The organism is Natronococcus occultus SP4, from assembly GCF_000328685.1.
GTDB classification, from domain to species: Archaea; Halobacteriota; Halobacteria; order Halobacteriales; family Natrialbaceae; genus Natronococcus; species Natronococcus occultus.
Map to the genome: position 1 here is coordinate 3,894,487 of NC_019974.1, position 18,595 is coordinate 3,913,081.

Annotated in this window: 17 protein-coding genes and 1 pseudogene; 6 read left to right on the forward strand and 12 right to left on the reverse strand. The window is 66.1% G+C overall.

The features are described from left to right. Positions 1 to 20 precede the first annotated feature (20 nt). From NATOC_RS18895 to NATOC_RS18905, 3 genes are read right to left on the reverse strand one after another with little or no spacing between them, the layout of a single operon-like run. The gene (locus tag NATOC_RS18895) at positions 21 to 1,994 is read right to left on the reverse strand and encodes a DUF460 domain-containing protein (protein ID WP_015323086.1); all 1,974 of its coding nucleotides are present in this window, start codon (positions 1,992 to 1,994) and stop codon (positions 21 to 23) included. A gap of 44 nt (positions 1,995 to 2,038) precedes the next feature. Beyond that, positions 2,039 to 3,292 (reverse strand): DCC1-like thiol-disulfide oxidoreductase family protein, encoded by a 1,254-nt coding sequence (locus NATOC_RS18900; RefSeq protein WP_015323087.1) that lies wholly within the window; start codon positions 3,290 to 3,292, stop codon positions 2,039 to 2,041. Continuing rightward, complete coding sequence (locus tag NATOC_RS18905) at positions 3,289 to 3,939, reverse strand: hypothetical protein (protein WP_157224657.1); 651 nt, start codon at positions 3,937 to 3,939, stop codon at positions 3,289 to 3,291. Before NATOC_RS18905 ends, NATOC_RS18900 begins: the two co-directional genes overlap by 4 nt. A gap of 154 nt (positions 3,940 to 4,093) precedes the next feature. On the opposite strand from NATOC_RS18905, the gene NATOC_RS18910 reads away from it, so the two are divergent. Further along, a complete protein-coding gene (locus tag NATOC_RS18910; RefSeq protein ID WP_015323089.1) occupies positions 4,094 to 5,068 on the forward strand; it encodes an aldo/keto reductase in 975 nt (324 codons plus the stop codon). A gap of 35 nt (positions 5,069 to 5,103) precedes the next feature. Here NATOC_RS18910 and NATOC_RS18915 read toward each other — a convergent pair whose 3' ends face one another. From NATOC_RS18915 to rnz, 4 genes are all read right to left on the reverse strand, one after another. After that, entirely contained in the window at positions 5,104 to 5,832 is a 729-nt protein-coding gene (locus NATOC_RS18915) for a type 1 glutamine amidotransferase (RefSeq protein WP_015323090.1), read from the reverse strand. A 6-nt stretch (positions 5,833 to 5,838) separates the two neighbouring features. Continuing rightward, positions 5,839 to 7,032: a glutamate-cysteine ligase family protein gene (locus NATOC_RS18920; protein ID WP_015323091.1), complete on the reverse strand. Its 1,194-nt coding sequence runs from the start codon at positions 7,030 to 7,032 to the stop codon at positions 5,839 to 5,841. A 359-nt stretch (positions 7,033 to 7,391) separates the two neighbouring features. Then, positions 7,392 to 7,658, reverse strand: a complete 267-nt coding sequence (locus NATOC_RS18925; protein WP_015323092.1) for a DUF7571 family protein — start codon at positions 7,656 to 7,658, stop codon at positions 7,392 to 7,394. 88 nt (positions 7,659 to 7,746) lie between these two features. Further along, on the reverse strand, positions 7,747 to 8,673 hold the full coding sequence (rnz, locus tag NATOC_RS18930) for a ribonuclease Z (protein ID WP_015323093.1): 927 nt from the start codon (positions 8,671 to 8,673) through the stop codon (positions 7,747 to 7,749). Between the two features lie 154 nt (positions 8,674 to 8,827). Here rnz and NATOC_RS18935 point away from each other — a divergent pair, with 154 nt between their 5' ends. From NATOC_RS18935 to NATOC_RS18945, 3 genes are read left to right on the forward strand one after another with little or no spacing between them, the layout of a single operon-like run. Next, complete coding sequence (locus NATOC_RS18935; protein WP_015323094.1) at positions 8,828 to 9,952, forward strand: DUF7282 domain-containing protein; 1,125 nt, start codon at positions 8,828 to 8,830, stop codon at positions 9,950 to 9,952. Positions 9,953 to 10,003: 51 nt separating this feature from the next. After that, positions 10,004 to 11,008, forward strand: a complete 1,005-nt coding sequence (locus NATOC_RS18940; RefSeq protein ID WP_015323095.1) for an AAA family ATPase — start codon at positions 10,004 to 10,006, stop codon at positions 11,006 to 11,008. A 48-nt stretch (positions 11,009 to 11,056) separates the two neighbouring features. Then, entirely contained in the window at positions 11,057 to 11,494 is a 438-nt protein-coding gene (locus tag NATOC_RS18945) for an acyl-CoA thioesterase (protein ID WP_015323096.1), read from the forward strand. Between the two features lie 7 nt (positions 11,495 to 11,501). Here the strand turns inward: NATOC_RS18945 and NATOC_RS18950 are convergent, their stop codons facing one another. Beyond that, the gene (locus tag NATOC_RS18950) at positions 11,502 to 11,921 is read right to left on the reverse strand and encodes a nucleoside 2-deoxyribosyltransferase (protein WP_015323097.1); all 420 of its coding nucleotides are present in this window, start codon (positions 11,919 to 11,921) and stop codon (positions 11,502 to 11,504) included. An 86-nt stretch (positions 11,922 to 12,007) separates the two neighbouring features. After that, positions 12,008 to 13,084, reverse strand: coding sequence for a methyltransferase domain-containing protein (locus NATOC_RS18955; protein WP_015323098.1), 1,077 nt, complete (start codon positions 13,082 to 13,084; stop codon positions 12,008 to 12,010). 223 nt (positions 13,085 to 13,307) lie between these two features. Between NATOC_RS18955 and NATOC_RS18960 the strand changes: the two genes are divergently transcribed. Then, a complete protein-coding gene (locus NATOC_RS18960; protein WP_006671604.1) occupies positions 13,308 to 13,868 on the forward strand; it encodes a TATA-box-binding protein in 561 nt (186 codons plus the stop codon). A 289-nt stretch (positions 13,869 to 14,157) separates the two neighbouring features. Continuing rightward, positions 14,158 to 14,556: a DUF7344 domain-containing protein gene (locus NATOC_RS18965; protein WP_015323099.1), complete on the forward strand. Its 399-nt coding sequence runs from the start codon at positions 14,158 to 14,160 to the stop codon at positions 14,554 to 14,556. 62 nt (positions 14,557 to 14,618) lie between these two features. Here the strand turns inward: NATOC_RS18965 and NATOC_RS18970 are convergent, their stop codons facing one another. The 3 genes and pseudogenes from NATOC_RS18970 to NATOC_RS18980 form a co-directional block, all read right to left on the reverse strand. Then, on the reverse strand, positions 14,619 to 15,389 hold the full coding sequence (locus tag NATOC_RS18970; protein ID WP_015323100.1) for an SDR family NAD(P)-dependent oxidoreductase: 771 nt from the start codon (positions 15,387 to 15,389) through the stop codon (positions 14,619 to 14,621). Between the two features lie 167 nt (positions 15,390 to 15,556). Beyond that, a complete protein-coding gene (gene hisG / locus NATOC_RS18975) occupies positions 15,557 to 16,414 on the reverse strand; it encodes an ATP phosphoribosyltransferase (protein ID WP_015323101.1) in 858 nt (285 codons plus the stop codon). A gap of 186 nt (positions 16,415 to 16,600) precedes the next feature. Beyond that, a pseudogene (locus NATOC_RS18980) lies at positions 16,601 to 18,434 on the reverse strand (HAD-IC family P-type ATPase). Between the last annotated feature and the right edge of the window lie 161 nt (positions 18,435 to 18,595).

The window sequence follows — 18,595 nt, forward strand, 5'->3', positions numbered from 1 at the left end:
CGTCGGCTCGCCACCAGTTCTCAGACTTCGTTGTCTCCGGCTCGGTGTTCGCTGATGAGCTGATCGACCATCTCTGCCTTCCGATCGCGGGTGCGTTTCTCGGCGCGGTCGCGCCAGTCGTCGATCGCCGCCTCGACGTCGTCCTCGCGGGCGACGGCGAGTTCGTCGACCTCCTGCATCGCGACGTCGCCGGCCGGCCCGACCGGGATCTCGCTGTCGAAGAGGATCTCGTCGGCGATATCCGACAGCCCGCCCTCCTTCAGCACGATCCGGGGTTCGAACCCCGCGAGCAGCTCCGCGGTCGAACGGCCTGCACCGCTGGCGTCGCGGAGGTAGACGACGTCGCCGGCCGCGATCCCGTACTGTTCGTCGGCCTCGCGGATCGCCCCCTTCGTGAACTTCTCGATCACCTTGACGGGAACGAGCCCCTCCTTCTCGGCGGAGACGTCGCTGAAGTTCGAGTGGTCGAGCTTCCAGAGAGCCTTCATCCGCTCGACTTTCCCCTCGAGTGTCTCGACCTCCTCGCGGGCCTCGTCGCGCTCGCGCTCGAGGCGGTCGGCCTTCCGCTCGAGTCTGGAGACCTCCCGATCCTTGCGGACCTCCTTGCGCTCCTGGCGGCGAGCGCCGCTCAGGCTGTTCTCGAGTTCGTTGATACGCTCGTCTTTCTCCTCGAGACGATCCTCCAGCGTTCCGACGTGGGACTGGAGGCGTTCGACCTGTTTCTTCAGATCCTTGATCCGTCGTTCCTCCTCGGTTAGCTCCCGAGGCTCGTGCTCGGTCGACTCCTCCTCGTCGCCGTCGTCTTCGGTCAGGTCGGTAAGGACGGCCTCGACGCTCTCCTCGCCGGCGACGACCCGGGCGATGACCTCGCCGCGGTCGATCCCCGGCGGAATCTTCTCGGCGATGCGCTCGAACTGACTCTCGTGGTCGTCGGCGGCGTACAGCGCTGCGGCCATCGCGTCCCGCTGGTGGTCGTCGTCGTAGGAGTTGTCGCGGGTCCGGTGTTGTTTCTCGTCGACCGGAAGATCGCTGTCGGGGATCCAGCCCGCGGCGTCGAAGCTGCGGCGGAACTTCTCGACGGTTTCGGGCATCGGCGTCACGTCCGCGGCGACGACGATCGGTCGTCCTCGCTCGACGATCCACTCGACGACGTCCGCGGTGTCGCTCGTCCGGGAGCTCCAGACGTCTAACACCTCGCCCTCGAGGCCGACGATCGCGACCGCGGTCGTCGTCCCCGGATCGATGCCGACGACGACGTGATCCCGGCGCTTGGCCAGCGGTCGGAACTCGATCCCGTCGCGACGTTTCCGCTCGATCTCGACCCGGACGTCGCCCGAGCGGTTCCGCGAGACCGGAATGTCCTGCGGGCGGGCCTCGACCGTAAAGACGGCGTTGGCGAACCCCCCGTAGGCCTCCCGCACCTCGCGGTCGTACGCGAGGTTCGCGTCCTCGAGTTCGGACTCGACCTCGCGGGCCCGTTTCTTGACCGAGCCGTGGATGCGGCGGGTGTAGCGGTCCTCGCTCCAGCCGCCGCTGCCCGTCGAGCGTCCCCGCGAGACCTTGACCGTCGTCGTATCCGTAAACGCAGAGACCTCGTGGCCGACGCTGTGTGCGGCCAGCCGGGCCGCGGCCTCGGCCTCCTGCATGGGCTGTTTCCCGTAGGGAATCCCGTGGCGTTTCGCGACGCGAGAGAGCGGTTCGGGCTGTTCGGCACCCGTCACCTGGACGAGCTTCGTTCCGGCGGGAAGCGATCCCAAAAAGTGGATCAGCTGATCCTTGTCCGCCGCCAGCTCGTACATATTGTCAGTGGCGACGATCGCCGGCTCCTCGTCGTCGATCAACCGTCTGAGTTTCCGGTGGGTGACGACGTCCCGATCGACGTCCTCGCCGTCGTAGACTGTCAGCGCGTACGACGGGGCGTCCCCGCGCACGTCGCCGCTTTGGACGTCGACGCCGAAGACGACCGCGTCGAGCGCACTCGTTCGCGTGCTCACGGACGGTGGTAGGAACGAGCCAGGTATAAATCCGACGCGGGTTTTCAGTGGCGGCCGCCCGTCGATGCATCAGGGCTCTGCCGTCGCCGATCGGGGGCGAGACGCTCGTAGATTCGAGTGCCGACCGCCCGGACGGGGGATACTCCCATTACCCACGCGACCGGAGCGAGCAGCCCGAACCGTCCGAGCAGTCGACGGGAGGCCTCGTACCCCTCGACGACTTCCCCGTCGTGCGACAGTACCAGCGCCGCGTCGCGGTCGAGGACGTCCCGATCGATCGGCGTCGACGGCGCCGAGGACTGCGGGACGAACCGCACCGAATCGGTGGTGTCGAGGTGGACGAACGGAACGAGCGCGCGGGCATACGCGTGACAGCGGTCGTCGTACATCACCGTCGCCTCGTCGGCGGTCGCGAGTCGCCGATGGGCGACATCCCAGGCGGCAAACAGCGAGAGGACGAGGATCATGTCGACGAAGTAGAGTCCAAGCGTCAGGATCACGGCGACGTGAAAGCCGATCAGCCCGAGGACGGGGAGGGTAACGGACGTCCCGAGGACGGCGGCGACGAGCAGCGACAGCTGTACCAGCGCCGTGCCGACGAAGCCGACCCACGCCAGGAGTTCGTTGTCGACGAGCGGCGCGCCGAACGCGCGGTCGATACCGGTCAACTCGCCATAGAAGAGGATATCCCGCTGGAGCTCGGTCCCCGACAGCCAGATCTCGAGGGGGCCGTTCAGCGCCTTCCCCCAGGCCGAGCCGACGTAGATGATCGCGACCGCGAGCAGCCCCCACTTGAGTGCGCGCATCCTGTAGGTTCGGCTCGTCTCGCCGCGCAAAACGGCGTTCAGCTCCGCGATCGATCGATCGCTCGTCCGGCGAACCGCGTCGACGGAAAGGACGTCGTCCTCGGCGAACAGCGCGAACAGGAGGATCAGATACGCACAGACGAACAGCGATTCGACGGTGCCAGCCAGGTAGATCGTCGCCTTGACCGACAGCATGTGCATCAACAGGAGGCTCGCGAGACCGCCAGTCCATCGGGTTCGGTAACCGACGATGAACAGTACCAACAGGGCAGCGACGACCCACTGCTGGTAGGGAAGGAGTGTAAAAAAGAGGTCCTGGTGGAGAAAGCCGATCGTCTCGTCGACGTGGAAGTCGGGCCACTCCCCGTAGGCGCCCCACTCGAGCGCGAGGACGCGCCAGAGCACGTAGAGACCGAGCAGGACGCGGACGACCGCGAGGTTGACGGGCGACGGACGGGCGTCGTCGGCGACGTAGTTGACGAACGCGCTCATCGGTCGTCCTCGTGTTCGGTGACGGTGCCGTCGGTCGGATCGATCGTGACCCGAGGCCGTTCTTCGGTTGATTCGACCGCCGTATTGTCGTCGGTGTAGACGACCGTTCGCTCGTAGACCCGGAGCGCCTCGAACTCGCCGTAAGCCTCGAGTTCGTCGGCGGTCCAGGCCCGGTCGTCGACGTACCGGGGCGGCTGGAGGTGGTCGGTCGTCGATCGGTCGCCCGACTCGATTTCCTGGCGGTACTCCTGGGCGTTCGAGAGGTAGAACGCGGCCATCTCGAGGCGTTGCTCGTCGGTGTACTCCTCGCTGAGGTGGGCACCGATCGTCGACGTCCGCGTTCCGGTTACCGGCGGCGTCGCACGGTCGTCAACGCGGAGTTCGTCGCCCGCCGAGTCGACGACCCGGATCTCGTAGTAGCTCTCCTCGTCCTCGGAGGGCTGGGCGAACTTGTGCATGTCGACGACGGGCAACAGCGGCATCCCGACCAGCGTAACGGCGAGCAGCGTCGTGAAAAAGCCAGCGAGCCAGACCTCCCTGGCGTACCGCCGACGGGCAACGGCGAGAACGCCGAGCGTCCCCAGAAAGAACAGCACGTACACTGCGGGGAAGAGAACGGTCGTCAGCTCAGTGAGGAGAGCACCCAATACGAACCACTACCACGTCCTCTCGGAACAGGTTATATAGGTTTTCTGGAGGGTAGCGGCCCCGAGAGTAAATTTTAGGCGTTAGAGATATGAGTAAAGGAGACGGTCGCGTCGGCAGTAGCTATTTGGTAGCGACACGCGTCGGCAAACGCGGATGGAGTACACGACCCTCGGCTCGACCGGGATGGACGTCAGCAAGATCTGTCTGGGCTGTATGAGCTTCGGCAGCGGACAGGACTGGATGCTCGACGAGGACGAGAGTCGCGAGCTCATCGAGCGGGCGATCGAGCTCGGGATCACCTTCTTCGACACCGCCAACGTCTACTCGGCGGGCGAATCCGAGTCGATCCTCGGGGACGTGCTGGCCGACTACGACCGCGAGGAGTTCGTCGTCGCCTCGAAGGTCAGGTTTCCCGGCGCCAGCGACCACCGTAACGCGGCGGGGCTCTCGCGGAAGACGATCGAACAGGAACTCGAGGCCTCCCTCGACCGTCTCGGGCTGGACACCCTCGATCTCTACCAGATCCACCGCTGGGATTACGACACGCCGATCGAGACGACGATGCGGGCTCTAGACGACGCGGTTCGGCGCGGGCAGGTTCGCCACCTCGGGGCGTCCTCGATGTGGGCTCACCAGTTCCTCGAGGCCCGGCGGGTGAGCGAACGCGAGGGGCTCGCGCCGTTCGAGACGATGCAGAACCTCTACCACCTGGCCTACCGCGAGGAGGAACGGGAGATGTACCCCGTCTGTGAGGCCGACGACGTCGGAACGATGCCCTGGAGCCCCCTCGGCGCTGGCTATCTCGCTCGGCCCCACGAGGAGTTCCGGACGACCACGCGGGCCGACCACGAGGTCGAGAACGCGGGCGTCCCCTACCACGAGTTCCCGGCAAGCGAGGCAATCAACGAACGGGTACGGGAGCTCGCCGACGAGTACGGCGTCACGATGGCCCAGATCGCGCTGGCCTGGCAGTTCCAGAACGAGAACGTGACGGCTCCGATCATCGGCACCTCGAGCGACGACCATCTCGAGGAGGCCGTCGAGGCGCTCGAACTCTCGCTGTCGTCCTCGGACGTCGACTACCTCGAGGAGCCGTACGAACCGGTGCCGGTGTACGGCCACGACTGAATCGCCACTCTCCGGTGGCTCCCTGCCGGTCGCGGTCAACGTGACGGCTCGGGCGGTCCGCCGTCCGCGTCGAGTCGTTCCGCTTCCAGCTCTTCGACGTACGCGAGGAAGTTATCGAACAGCCGCTTTGCCTCGCAGGCAGCGTCGTAGTTTCCGGCGTGGATTCCCTCGAGAACCGCGTCGATACGCTCCTCCGAGAGCTGGTCTGACTTCCCCACGGTGACCGATTCGGCCGTCTCCATGTCGTACTCCGGATGAAACTGCACGGCGAAGACGCGGTCTTTCCGGAAGCCGTGGATTCCGTACTCGTTTTTCGCGAACACCGTCGCGCCCGGCGGCTTCTCACAGACGTGGTCGGAGTGGGTAGTAAAGACGGTCATCGCTTCGCCGACGCCCTCGAGGAGACGGTTCTCTCCGTCCTGTTCGACGGTGCGGTAGCCGATCTCGTACTCGCCCATGGAACTGACGCGACCGCCCATGACGTCAGCGAGGAGCTGGTGGCCGTAACAGACGCCGAGCGCCGGCAGCCCGGCCCGGATCGCATCGCCGACCCAGGTCTTCAGCCGGCCGATCCACTCCCGATCCCAGTAGACCGACGCTCTCGAACCGGTGACGACGAACCCGTCGTACCGAAAGTCGTCGGGGAACTCGCCGGACGGACAGTGAAACGCCGTCAGCTCGGCGTCGAGCTCCCGACGGAAGTTTCGTCGCGTCTCGGTCGCCTCGTGAGCCGCGTTCAGTAGCGCGAGTCGTAGCTCTCCCATTCGTTCTCACCGCGAATCGGACCGCGACGTCCTCTCGTCGGCGCTTGGCCGGTGTTCTCGTGGATCGACGGACATCGAACGGACGCCTCGAGACAGATCGCGTTCGAGGCGGTCCGCATACCGGAGGCGAAGTGATCGCGCCTCGGCGTTCGTCGGCTCCCCAACCGCAGCGAGTTCGGTCGAGAGCGGGTCGTACGCTGCCACGTTGAACCCCATTCGTTCGAGGTACGAGCGTACCGAGGACGACGACAGTCCGTCCCGGATGGCGGCGTCGACGTACGGTTCCAGCGCCTCGAACTCCGGCAGAACGATCGAGTCGCTCGTCACGCGACCGGTCTCTCCCTCGATGCGGACGTCGACCTCGGTAGCGTGCCCGACGAGGCCGGCGATCTCATCCGCGAGTCGAACGACCTGGCTCGGAAGAGCGGTGTCGGGCGAGCGCCACTCGACGGTCGAGAACCGATCGCGAAGCTTGATCGGCGTCCAGGCCGTTCCCTCCGGCTCGAAGTGGGACTCGACGGTGTCCCGGTCGAGACCGGCAATCGCGGCCTCGGTCAGGAACTCCTCGTAGCAGCGGTCGACGCGCCTCGCCCACGTTTCCCTGTCAGCGGCGTACGGCCACAGTCCCCCCTGGTGGGAGAGCGCGGCGTAGGCCAGCCGGCGGTACAGCTGTGATCTCGCACCGGCGGCCAGCTTCGTCGTGCCGAAGTACGGCGAGGAGTTGACCAGCGCCAGCGCGGGATCGAGTGCGATGAGCGTGTTTAGCTGATCGATCTCGCGACCGGGTTGCTGTTCGATGTGGATGTGCGTTCCGGCGCAGTGTCGGACGTACTCGAAGTTCTCGCCGAGGACGCGGTCCTGAATCCGCGTGCGCTCGCTCGGACGGTCCTCGATCGGGCCGTGGTGGATCGGGGTGGCAAGCGGGACGAGCCGCTTACCTCTGTCCTCGGCCCGACGGAGAACGCGACCCAGCCGGTCGAACAGCTCGTCGCGGAGGGCGGCCGTTGACTCACACGGCGTCGTCTTAATCTCGAGCAGCGGCGCGACGAACTCCCGTTCGACGCCCGGGGAGGCATCGAGGAGGTCACCGGGCTCCGTCAGTCGGCCGCGATCGTCGATCACCCAGTACTCGACCTCGACGCTCCGTCGCACCGGTTCGCCGTCGTTCGACGAGGTTGCGGTATCGAGTGGGGCAGCCATCTCTCACCCACGGGAGACGCGCGTCGGTCGATCGCTGGGGAACGTCGGTCGCCGCAGAATCGAGGCAGTCGGATCCACGGCGATCGCCCCGCTCGCTCCGCGTCTCGGCCGTCGACAAATCGACGGGCCGGCGCTGCGGCCCGGACGGCTGTGCAGGATGTTCACGCGAAGCAAGAACGGATTCTGCCTAATAACCGTTGTGTACACACAGTGAATATACACCTTATACACTGTCGAGGTGGTCACTTATTTCCGAGAGGACAACCGATCCAGCGATATTCGTTGTTCGAGCTGCCCGTCATTCACAGCTCCCCGCCCCGTTCGAAGGGTCGAGGACGGACTCGCTCGCCGACTGGCCGTCAGGAGGTGTTCTCGACGGTCCAGCCGGGATCGCGACCCGTCCGCTCGATCCGGTCCGATCGACAGGCCGGGCAGTAGTCGGGAGTCACCGTTTCGTTTCGGGGAACGTAAACCGCGCCGCCACACTCCACGCAGGCGTCGGGAACGACCGTTACACAGTCCACACAGAGATTGAAATCGTCGACTGTGAGTCCGCGCAGGGGTTCGAGCTGTTTGTCCAGGATGTACTCGTCGATGATCGCCTGACAGTTCTGGCACGGTTGCATGTCGATACCTCCGATACTGTGTGATAGTCCCACAAAGTCCTATCGGCCGAACGCAGTACGGGACGCCCTTCCCCGCGGTCGGCCTCGTTCAGGCGTCCGGGTACTCGATCTCGACGGTCTCCCCGTCGTCGGGAACGATCACCTCGCCTGCGAAGACCTCCCGAGCCTGCTCGAGGTGAGCCGAGACGTCGCCGGCGTACCGCGAGGAGAGGTGCATCAGCGCCAGCCGCTCGGCGCCCGCGCGGTTACCGATCTCGGCTGCCTGGCGGGCCGTCGAGTGGGCCGTGTCGGCGGCCCGCTCGGCGCGGTCGTCCGCGAACGTCGCGTCGTGAATCAACAGTTCGGGCTCGTCTGCGGCCTCGATCGTCCCGGCCGTCGGACGGGTGTCGCCCGTGTAGACGATCGATCGTCCCGGCCGTGGGGCGCCGACTACCTGCTCGGGGTCGACGACGGTACCGTCCTCGAGCTCGACCGACTCGCCCTCGTGGAGCGTCGAGAACTTCGGCCCCACGGGGACGCCGAGCTCCTCGGCACGCTCGCGGTCGAACCGTCCCTTGCGGTCGTCCTCGACCAGCGCATAGCCGACCGAGCGGGTGTCGTGGTCGGTCGCAAACGCCCGTACCTCGTACTCGTCGGCGCGGTAGGCGACGTCACCCCCGCCGACCTCGTTGATTCGCACCGGAAACGAGGGGCGGTTCCCCAGCGCCTCGACCAGCGATTTCAGTTCCCGGCGCGTGCCACGCGGGGCGTGGATCGCCAGGGCGTCCTCGCGGTCGTTGAAATCCATCGTCTGGAGCAGCCCCGGAAGCCCGAGGACGTGGTCGCCGTGGAGGTGCGTGACGAAGATCTGGGAGACCGCAAACCCCGTCCCGAACCGCATCATCTGGCGCTGGGTCCCCTCCGCGACGTCGAACAGCAGTCCCTCGCCCTCGCGGGCGACGAAGAGTCCGCTGGGATTGCGCTCGGTCGTCGGAACGGCCCCGCCGGTCCCCAGAAACGTCACACGCAGTGGCATCACTGCGTGTTCGACGCGCTGAGACTAAACCGCCTTCGGATCCGGCGCGACCGTCGGTCGGACACGAAGCAGTCGGCCGTCGGTTCGGAACGGCGAACGGACTGTGCGTTTTACGTCCCTGCAGCCCTAACGTGTCGAGCATCACCACCACCAAATGAGTTCGAGAGCGACGTTCGGCACTATCAAGCGAGTTACCGCCATCCTGATCGCGATCGCGGTCGTCCTCGCGGCGGGAATCGTCGTCGGCCAGGCACCAGTCATCTTCGGCGTCGACGAGGACCCGTCGGCCTCGATCAGCTTCGAGGATCAAGAGAACGACGGTGTGAGCGTCGGCATCGACGAAGTTACCCTCTCCGACGGCGGCTTCGTCGTCATCACGGACGGCGGCGACGAACCCCTCGCCGTTTCGACGTACCTCGAGGACGGAACCCACGAGAACGTCACCGTCGAGAGCGAGGACAACGAGACCGAGCTCGCCGGCCAGCTGACCGCGACGGTCCACCAGGACACCACCGGCGACGAGACGTTCCAGTACTACGAGACCGACGGCGAGGAGGACCAGCCCTACCTCGAGGACGGCTACCCCGTCAGTGACACTGCGTCGGTGACCCTCGACGAGGACGAGGCGGTCTCCGACTCGTTCGTCGTCGAATCGATGACGGCGCCGGAGTCGGCGACGACCAACGAGACGATCTCGGTCACCGCGGAGGTCCGGAACCCGACCGAGTTCGCCCAGCAACAGATCGTCGAATTCCGGCTGAACGGCACCGTCCTCGAGCGCCAGATCCTCGAGCTCGACGGCGGCGAGGACCGCGAAGTCACGTTCGAGGTCGATACGAGCGGCACGCCGCCCGGAACACAGGCGATCGGCGTCTACACCGACGACGACGGCGAGATCGGCGAGATCGAACTCGAGTTCCACACCGATCCGTCGATCTCGGTCGTCGACGCCGACACCGACGAAGTGACCGTCGACGTCGCGACTCCCGAGGACGGCTTCGTCGCCGTCGAGGACGACGACGAGCTGCTCGGCACGAGCGACGAACTCGAGGCCGGCGAACACGAGAACGTCACCGTCGAGTTCGACGAGAACGCGAGCGTCGAGGATGACGACGAGCTCACGGCCGTCGTCTACGAGGGCGATCCCGACGACGTCGACGACGCAGAGCCGCTCGAGCACGACGACGAACCGGTCGAGGCGACGTTCAGTATCGCCGATATCGAAGCCGAGGACGAGTCGGACGACGAGGACGACGACGCGGGTGACGACGACGAGTAACGCGGCGTCCAACCGACCGATTCTTACCGCCCTCTCCCCTACCGACGAGCGATGGACGCGCCGCTGTGGACCGACACCCACGCCCCGGAGCTGGCCGAGTTGCCACAGGACGACGCTCGCGAGTACTTAGAGCGAGCCGTCGAGGAGCCGCTGAACCTCGTCCTGCAGGGACCGCCCGGCAGCGGGAAGACCGCGGCGGCGCGCGCGCTCGCTCGAGAAGCGCACGAGGACCCGGACAACGATCTGGTCGAGATCAACGTCGCTGACTTCTTCGGGCGAACCAAGACGGAGATCAAAAACGACCCCCGTTTCGCCTCCTTCCTAACTGGGCGGTCGTCGATGTCCAAACGCGACATGATCAACCGCGTTCTCAAGGAGTCGGCGAGCTACGCGCCCGTCTCCGGGGAGTACAAGACGATCCTGCTCGACAACGCCGAGGACGTCCGCGAGGACTTCCAGCAGGCGTTGCGGCGGATCATGGAACAACACCACCGGACGACCCAGTTTATCATCGCGACCCGCCAGCCGACCAAGCTCATCCCGCCGATCCGTTCGCGGTGTTTCCCCGTCTCGGTGCGGGCGCCGACCAGCGAGGAGACCGTCGCGGTGCTCGAACGGATCGTCGACACGGAGGAGGTCGACTACGACGCCGAGGGCCTCGAGTTCGTCGCCGGCTACGCGAACGGAAACCTCCGGAAGGCGATCCTCGCGGCCCAGACGACCGTCGAAGACGCGGGCGAGCTGACGATGAGCGCGGCCTACGAGACGATCGGCGAGGTCGGCCTCGAGGACGAGGTCGAAGAGATGCTCGACGACGCCGAGGCGGGACAGTTCACGGACGCCCGAAAGGCGCTGGACGACCTGCTCGTCGACGAGGGGCTCGACGGCGGGGAGGTACTGGATCTCGTCCTCGAGGTCGCGCGAAAACGCTACCAGGGCGAGAAGCTGGCCCGTACCCACCGGCTCGCGGCCGACGTCGAGTTCGAGATGCAGGAAGGGTCGAGCGATCGGATCCACGTCTCGCATCTGCTCGCGGAGCTCGGTCGGAACGCGTAGTCACGTTCCGGGCCCGGACTTTTCGTCACTCCGAACCGAGACGTGAGTATGCCGACCGTCTGCGAGACCCATATCGAGAACCGATTCCGCGTCCAGCCCAACCACGCGAACAACAACAACACGCTTCACGGTGGGAACCTGATGAAGTGGCTCGACGAGACCGCCGCGATGTCGGCGATGCGCTTTGCCGGCGAGACCTGCGTCACTGCCCGCGTGAACGAACTCGACTTCGAGCGGCCGATCAGGATCGGCGACATCGCGCTGGTCGAGGCCTACGTCTACGACGCGGGTCGTTCGAGCGTCCACGTCGCGCTCCGGGCCTGGCGCGAGGAGCCCCGAACCGGCGAGACCGAGAAGACGACCGAGTCCTCCTTTACGTTCGTCGCGATCGACGAAAGCGGAAAACCCCAGCCGGTGCCCGAACTGACCGTCGAGAGTGATTCGGGGCGGCGACTCCGGGAGCGCGCGCTCGGCGACGAGCCGTAGCCGACGATCACTCCCGTCGAAGGAACGCCTCGAGGACGGGTGCGACCTCCTCGAGGGTCCGGTACTCGGCCACCTCGACGGCGTCGTTGCCCCGCACCATCGCGGACAGTTCGTGCTCGCCGTCCGGACGGTAGAGCGCGAGGACGGGCGTCTCCCACGCGACGGCCCGGCCGAGCTCGTAGCCGACCCCGAGGCTCGGCGTCGTCACCTCGGCCACGACGGCGTCGGCCCGCCGGAGCCAGGCGACGTCCTGGTCGTGGATGTCGCCGTCGGTCAGTCCCGCCGCCTGCTCTTTCGTCTCGACGTCCTCGGTCCCGACGTGTTCGGTGAGGACCGTTCCGTGTTGCTCGAGGAGAGCGATGAGATCGGCGTACAGATCGACGTCGTCCCGCCCGCCGCGGATGGAGCCGCTGAAGAAAATATCCATGGCGGGTCGTTGTGATATCGGACCTTAACAGTCCCTTATCCGGTCCGTGAGAGCCGACGACGGTTCGGCTCGGTCCCGAACGGCCGTCACTCGAGTACCAGTACGTACCGCGTCAGCGACCGGTGGACGCGGCGTTCGAACGCGGCCTCGAGCTCCCAGCCGACCTCGCGAGCCTCCGCGGCCCACGAGCGGTCGGCGACGACGACGGCTCGAGAGGCGACCCGACGGGCTTCGGCGAGCGCGCCCGAAACGAGATCCTCGAGGCGGTGGGTGTCGACCTTCGACTGGCGACCGTAGGGCGCGTCGAAGACGACGCCGTCGACCGCGTCGTCGGCAAACGGCAACCGCGTCGCGTCGCCGCGGCCGACGTGCCACGACCCTCGGGAAACGCCCGTCGGCGAGGGGTCGTCCCGGTCGAGGAAGTGCTCGAGGTTCCGGCGTGTGCCCACTGCCATCTTCTCTTGGGCGTCGGTGCCGACGACGTCGGCTCCGACCAGTCCTGCCTCGACCAGCACGCCGCCTGTCCCACACATCGGATCGAGAACGGTCGCGCCGAGGCGGGCGCCCGCGACGTTCGCGACCGAACGGGCCAACAGCGGATCCATGCTGCCGGGCTGGAAGAACGGTTTGTCCGTCGGTGCACGCGAACCGAAGTCCCGGACGCTCGCTGCTGTGAGCCAGCCCAGCGCACAGACCGACACCTGCTCACCTCGCGTCGGGTCCTCGCCGTCGGCACTCGAGAGGAGGCCGTCACGTTCGTCGCGCTCGAGTCGCCCCGACGAAAACGCCGCTCGCAGGACGTGATCGGGGTCTTCGAGGTCGACCGCGAACCCACGGTCGACCAGGATCTGGCCGAGTTCCCGCTCCACGCGGTCGGTCGCGACGCCCGTCGAGCCGTGAACGTCGGTCGCGCGCACCGCGACTGTTCCCTCGCGGTCGATCGGGGCGGCCTCGAGTAACACCTTCGCACTGGCGAGGTCGGCGTCGGTCCGGCCCAGCAGCGCGCTCACACGGTGCGTGTAGGCCAGTCCGCGGACACGCTCGGGAACGACGGCGTTCGCGACCGCGAGCCCGGGCGCGATCGGGCGAACGTCTGCCGCGGCGCTTTCGGCCTCGCAGACTGCGAACGCGTCGTCCTCGCCGCCGAGCTCGAGGAAGTACACGTCCGACTATCGCTCGGGCGCGGGTATCAGCGTACCGTTTTTCGTACTCGAGGTTCGACCGCGTCTCACAGTGGTGAGAGAACGCGGCGCACGATCTCCATCGAACCGCCCGGACGGCGTCGAACGCCGGCGATTTCGTTACTAGACCGTCCGATATAAACCGGATATATCAGGTGCCGGTACCAACCTTTATAAGCCTTAAATACGTCTTTTTAAGCGACTTATGACGGATCCGAAGGACACCATCAATATCGAAAACGTGGTGGCGTCGACCGGCATCGGACAGGAGCTCGATCTGCAAAGCGTCGCGATGGACCTCGAGGGGGCCGACTACGACCCCGAACAGTTCCCCGGCCTGGTCTACCGTACGCAGAACCCCAAGTCCGCCGCCCTGATCTTCCGTTCCGGGAAGATCGTCTGTACCGGTGCAAAAAGCACCGACGACGTCCACGAGAGTCTCCGCATCGTCTTCGACAAGCTCCGGGAACTCCAGATTCAGGTCAACGAGGACCCCGAGATCGTCGTCCAGAACATCGTCACCTCGGCCGACCTCGGACGCAACCTCAACCTGAACGCGATCGCGATCGGTCTCGGTCTCGAGAACATCGAGTACGAGCCCGAGCAGTTCCCGGGCCTGGTCTACCGGCTCGACGAGCCCGAGGTCGTCGCCCTGCTGTTCGGCTCCGGGAAACTCGTCATCACCGGCGGGAAAAAGCCCGAGGACGCCGAGCACGCCGTCGACAAGATCGTCTCTCGTCTCGAGGACCTCGGCCTGCTCGAGTAACGAACCCGACGCGATTCTCGCGGTCGTCGCCGCCGTAGATCCATCGTTCTCACTGACCGTTTCACCGCTTTTGTCGCTGAAAGCGAACGCTGCTTTCGGTTCGCCGCGGTAACCGACTGGGTAACGTCGGTTTAACTCCCTCATTATCGCCGAGAGTCGGATTCGACGCGATCGTTCGCTCGAGTTGGTAACCGTTCATACCGGCCCGAATCGTCGGGACTGGCCTGAACCGGAGCGGAGGATCGGAAACGACCGACCGCGTTTATTCGGCCCGACTGAGTCTCCATCGATGATGACGCTCCATCCGGACCGAACGACGTCCGTCGCCGAGGGACCGAGCGGGGAACCGACGCCCCTTCGCGCCCTCACGCGCGGAGAGTTCGGTCGTGTGCTGGCAAACGACCGGCGACGGGAGGTGCTCAGGTACCTGCTGGCCGCCGAGGAGCCGATCACGGTCCAGCGACTCGTCGGCTGGCTCGCCGACACCGAGGACGAGACGACCGTCCTGACGACGATCCACGAGCTGCGCCAGCGTGTCCACGTCGCGCTGTGTCGCACTCACCTGCCGCTGCTCGAGCGGTACGGTCTCGTGCAGTACGACCGCGATCGAGGGCTGGTCTCGCCCGCGGCGAACCTCCGGGAGTTCGAGTCCGTCCTCGAAGACGTCGACCTCGAGCGACCCTGGTAACGGATTCACCCCACAGTGCAAGCCGTGAGCTTTCGCCTGTGATACACGAGGGGAGCTGACGGCTAGTCAGCCGCCTGACCGCCGTCGACCGGGACGGTGACGCCGGTCACGAATGATGCGCCCGCGGAGCAGAGAAAGGCCACGACACTCGCCATCTCTTCCGGTTTGGCGTGGCGCCCCATCGGGACGTCGGACATGGCACTCGTGTCGAACGGCAATTCGCGGGGATCCGAACCGCCCGCCATCGTCTCCTGGATGTTCGTCTCGGTCGGCCCGGGCGCGATCGCGTTGACGCGGACACCTCGGTCGGCGTATTCGAGTGCGGCCGTCTTCGTGAGTCCGACGACGCCGTGTTTGCTGGCGACGTAGTTTCCGAGTCCACCCATCCCGACGAGTCCTGCTTCGGACGCCGTGTTCACGATGACTCCCCTCCCCTGGTCTTCCATTACGGGTAGTTGGGCTTTCATTCCGGCCCAGACCCCCTTCAGATTGACGTTGACGAGCCGTTCCCAGTCGTCCTCGTCGATGTCCGCGATGTCCTCGAAACCGGTGAGGATACCGGCGTTGTTGTGGGCGATATCGAGACTTCCGTACGTCTCGACGGCGACCTCGACGAGCCGCTGAACCGCTTCGGGGTCGGTGACGTCGGCCGAGACGAAGGTGGCGGTTCCACCGTCGTCCTCGATAGCTGTGACCACGTCCTCCCCACGGTCCTCGTCGACGTCGGAAACCACGACGTTAGCGCCCTCGGTGGCGAGCCGTCGAGCCGTTGCGCGTCCGATTCCCGATCCAGCTCCGGTAACAAGTGCCGTATCGCCAGTAAATCGTTCCATAGCCCATTGAACGTACGTTCAGAGGAAGTATATAGTTCAGGACGGATCCTGCCTCGCCCTTGAGCGATCGGTATACGCGACCGACGTCCCGCGCCACGTCCGATCCGTGGCGCCGTTTCACCGGAACGGGCCCTCATCGACACTCCTCCGCCAGTCTTTCGAGAACCCTACTCGACGAGCCGCTCGATCTCGGTCACGAGAATGTCGCTGGCGCCAGCTTCCTTGACGTCGGTGATCGTCTCGAAGACGTTTCGCTCGTCGACGACGGCATGAACCGCGAGCATCTCGTCGCCGTTATCGTCCGCGATGTCCATGATCGTCGGCCCGCCGAGGCCGGGGATCTCCTCGCGGACGTCCGCGAGCCGGTCCTCGGGGACGTTCATCATCAGGTAGCGTTTCCCCTCGGCGTGTTTCACCGACGACAGCGCCGTCTGCACTTCCTGGACCTTCGGCTCCTCGAGGACGTCCTCGCGGGCGAACAGCCGGACCGAACTCGAGAGCACCTCCTCGACGATCGCCAGCCGGTTCATCTTCAGGGTCGTCCCGGTGCTCGTGATGTCGACGATCGCGTCGGCCATCTCGACGTGAGGCGTCAGCTCGGTCGCACCCGAGACCTCGACGATGTCGGGTTCGACGCCGGCGTCGTCGAAGAAGTCGCGGGTGATGTTCGGGAACTCGGTGGCGACGGTTTTCCCGGCCAGATCCGCGACGCCTTCGATGTCGCCGTCCTCGGGCGCCGCGAGGACGAGCCGACAGCGCCCGAACTCGAGATCCAGCAGTTCGGCGACGTCGTCGACGCGGGCCTCCCGAACCTGGTCGTAGCCCGTGATCCCCATCTCGGCCGCGCCGTCGGCGACGTACTCGGGGATGTCGGCCGCGCGGGCGAACAGCACCGAGACGTCGGGGTCGACGGTGTCGGCGTACAGTTTGCGGTCGGCACCGTTCTCGAGGTGCAGCCCCGCCCGCTCGAGGAGGTCGATCGTCGGCTCGTGCAGGCGGCCCTTGTTGGGAACGGCGATTCGCATTGTCGAACCGTTCGGCGTCGGCGGGGAACTGTCTTTTCATCCCGGCGACGCTGCCGTCCGCGTCGCTGTCGGGAGCCACGACTACCGGAAGCGAGAACCGAGAGAACGACGACTTCCCGTCATAGCTTCACCTTGTGACCAGAACCACTTAAAGAACGATCCACGGATCCCGAACCCTGACGGCGATCAGATCGAGAGATCGACCCGGCGCAGCAGTTGCGCATTGATCGCGACGATCACCGTGCTGGCGGACATAAGCACCGCGCCGACCGCCGGCGAGAGCAGGACGCCGATCGGCGCCAGCACGCCGGCCGCAAGCGGCAACGCGAACACGTTGTACCCTGCGGCCCAGGCGATGTTCTCCTGCATCTTCCGGTAGCTCTTCCGGCTCAGGCACACGAGCCGGGCGACGTCGCGGGGGTCGTTCTCGACGAGGACGACGTCGGCCGACTCGACGGCAACGTCGGTCCCCGAGCCGATGGCGACGCCGACGTCGGCGCGGGTGAGCGCGGGCGCGTCGTTGACGCCGTTCGCAAGAGCGTAGCTCTTGCGAGCCAACCATCGCGACGAGCGTGCCCTCCTCCTGGAGTTCGACGATCTTCTCGTCTTTGTCCTCGGGCAGGACTTCGGCGAAGACGGTGTCGATGCCCAGTTCGTCGGCGACGCTGTGAGCGACCTCGGCGTCGTCGCCCGTCAGCATCGCCACCTCGACGCCCATCCCCTGCAGCGCGTCGATCGCCTCGAAACTCTCCTCGCGGATCACGTCGGCCAGCGCGAGCGCGCCGACGACCGAGTCGTCACACAGTACGTAGACGACTCCGTACCCCCGTTCGCCGGCCTCCTGGGCGAACTCCTCGAAGGCGGTCCCGGGCTCGATCCCGAGGTGACCCAACAGATTCGGGCCGCCGACGGAGACGGTGCGGCCGTTCCGGTCGCCCGGTTCGCTCCTGTCCGCGGTTCCGCCGGGACCGCCCGCTGTTGCGGCCGGAACCGCGTCCCGTTCGACCGTCGCGCGAACGCCCCGTCCCTCGAGGGCCTCGAAACCGCGAACGTCGGGTGCGGAAAGCTCACGCGCCTCGGCTTCCTCGCGAACGGCCTGTGCGATCACGTGCTCCGAATCGCCCTCGGCCGCGGCCGCAAGCGTCAACACGTCGTCCTCGCTCCAGCCCTCGATCGTCTCGAGGACGACGTCGGCCGGCTCCTTTTTCACCGGCGTCGATTCCCCCGTGACCATCGCCTCGTTGACGTTCGACGTCCCGTCCTCGACGACGCCGTCGGCGGGAACGTTCGCGCCCGGTCGGACGAGTACGAGATCGTCCTCCTCGAGGACGTCGGTCGGAACCGTCCGAGTTTCGCCGTCCTCGGTGATCCGCTCGGCGGTGTCGGGCATCAGCTCGGCCAGTTCGTCGAGCGCGCCCGAGGCTCGTCTGACCGAGCGCATCTCGATCCAGTGACCCAGCAGGAAGATGATGATCAGCGTCACGAGCTCCCAGAAGAACGGGTCGCCGATCCCGAAGGCGACCGCCGCGACGCTGTAGCCGAACGCGACCGTGATCGCCAGCGAGATCAGCAGCATCATCCCGGGTTCGCGGTTGCGCGCCTCGACCGCGCCCATCCGCAGGAACGGAACGCCGCCGTAGGCGAAGACGACCACGCCGAGGACGGGGCCGACGAACTTGCTGCCCGGGATGGTCACGGCGGTGTAGCCGAGCCACTCCTGGAGCATCGGGCTGTAGTACAACACCGGTAGGGAGAGCACGAGACAGACGAAAAACCGCTTCCGGAACATCTCCTCGTGGCCCGAGTGGTCGACGTGAGCACCGTGCTCGTGATCGTCTTCGTGAGCGGCGTCCTCGCGGTCGTCGCGACGTTCGACCGGCTTCTGGTCGGGTTCGGGTGCGTCCCGGTAGCAGTCACACACCCGACAACACGAGCAGTAGCGGTCCGTGGGCCTCTCGCGGCGAGCGGACTCGCCCTCCGGGCGGGCGCCGTCGCCGTGATCGTGGGTCGGCTCGGTCATGGATTTCGAGTCCGCTTATCCGGCTCGCTCGCGTTGGCTTCGAGCGTCACTCTCGAGTGATCGTCGCTCGGCTACACTCCGAATCGTCGGCGGTCGTCGTCGCTAGTTTTCGTCGAATCGTCTTAATTCTCATACACGGTTCTCGATGCCGACGATGGCAT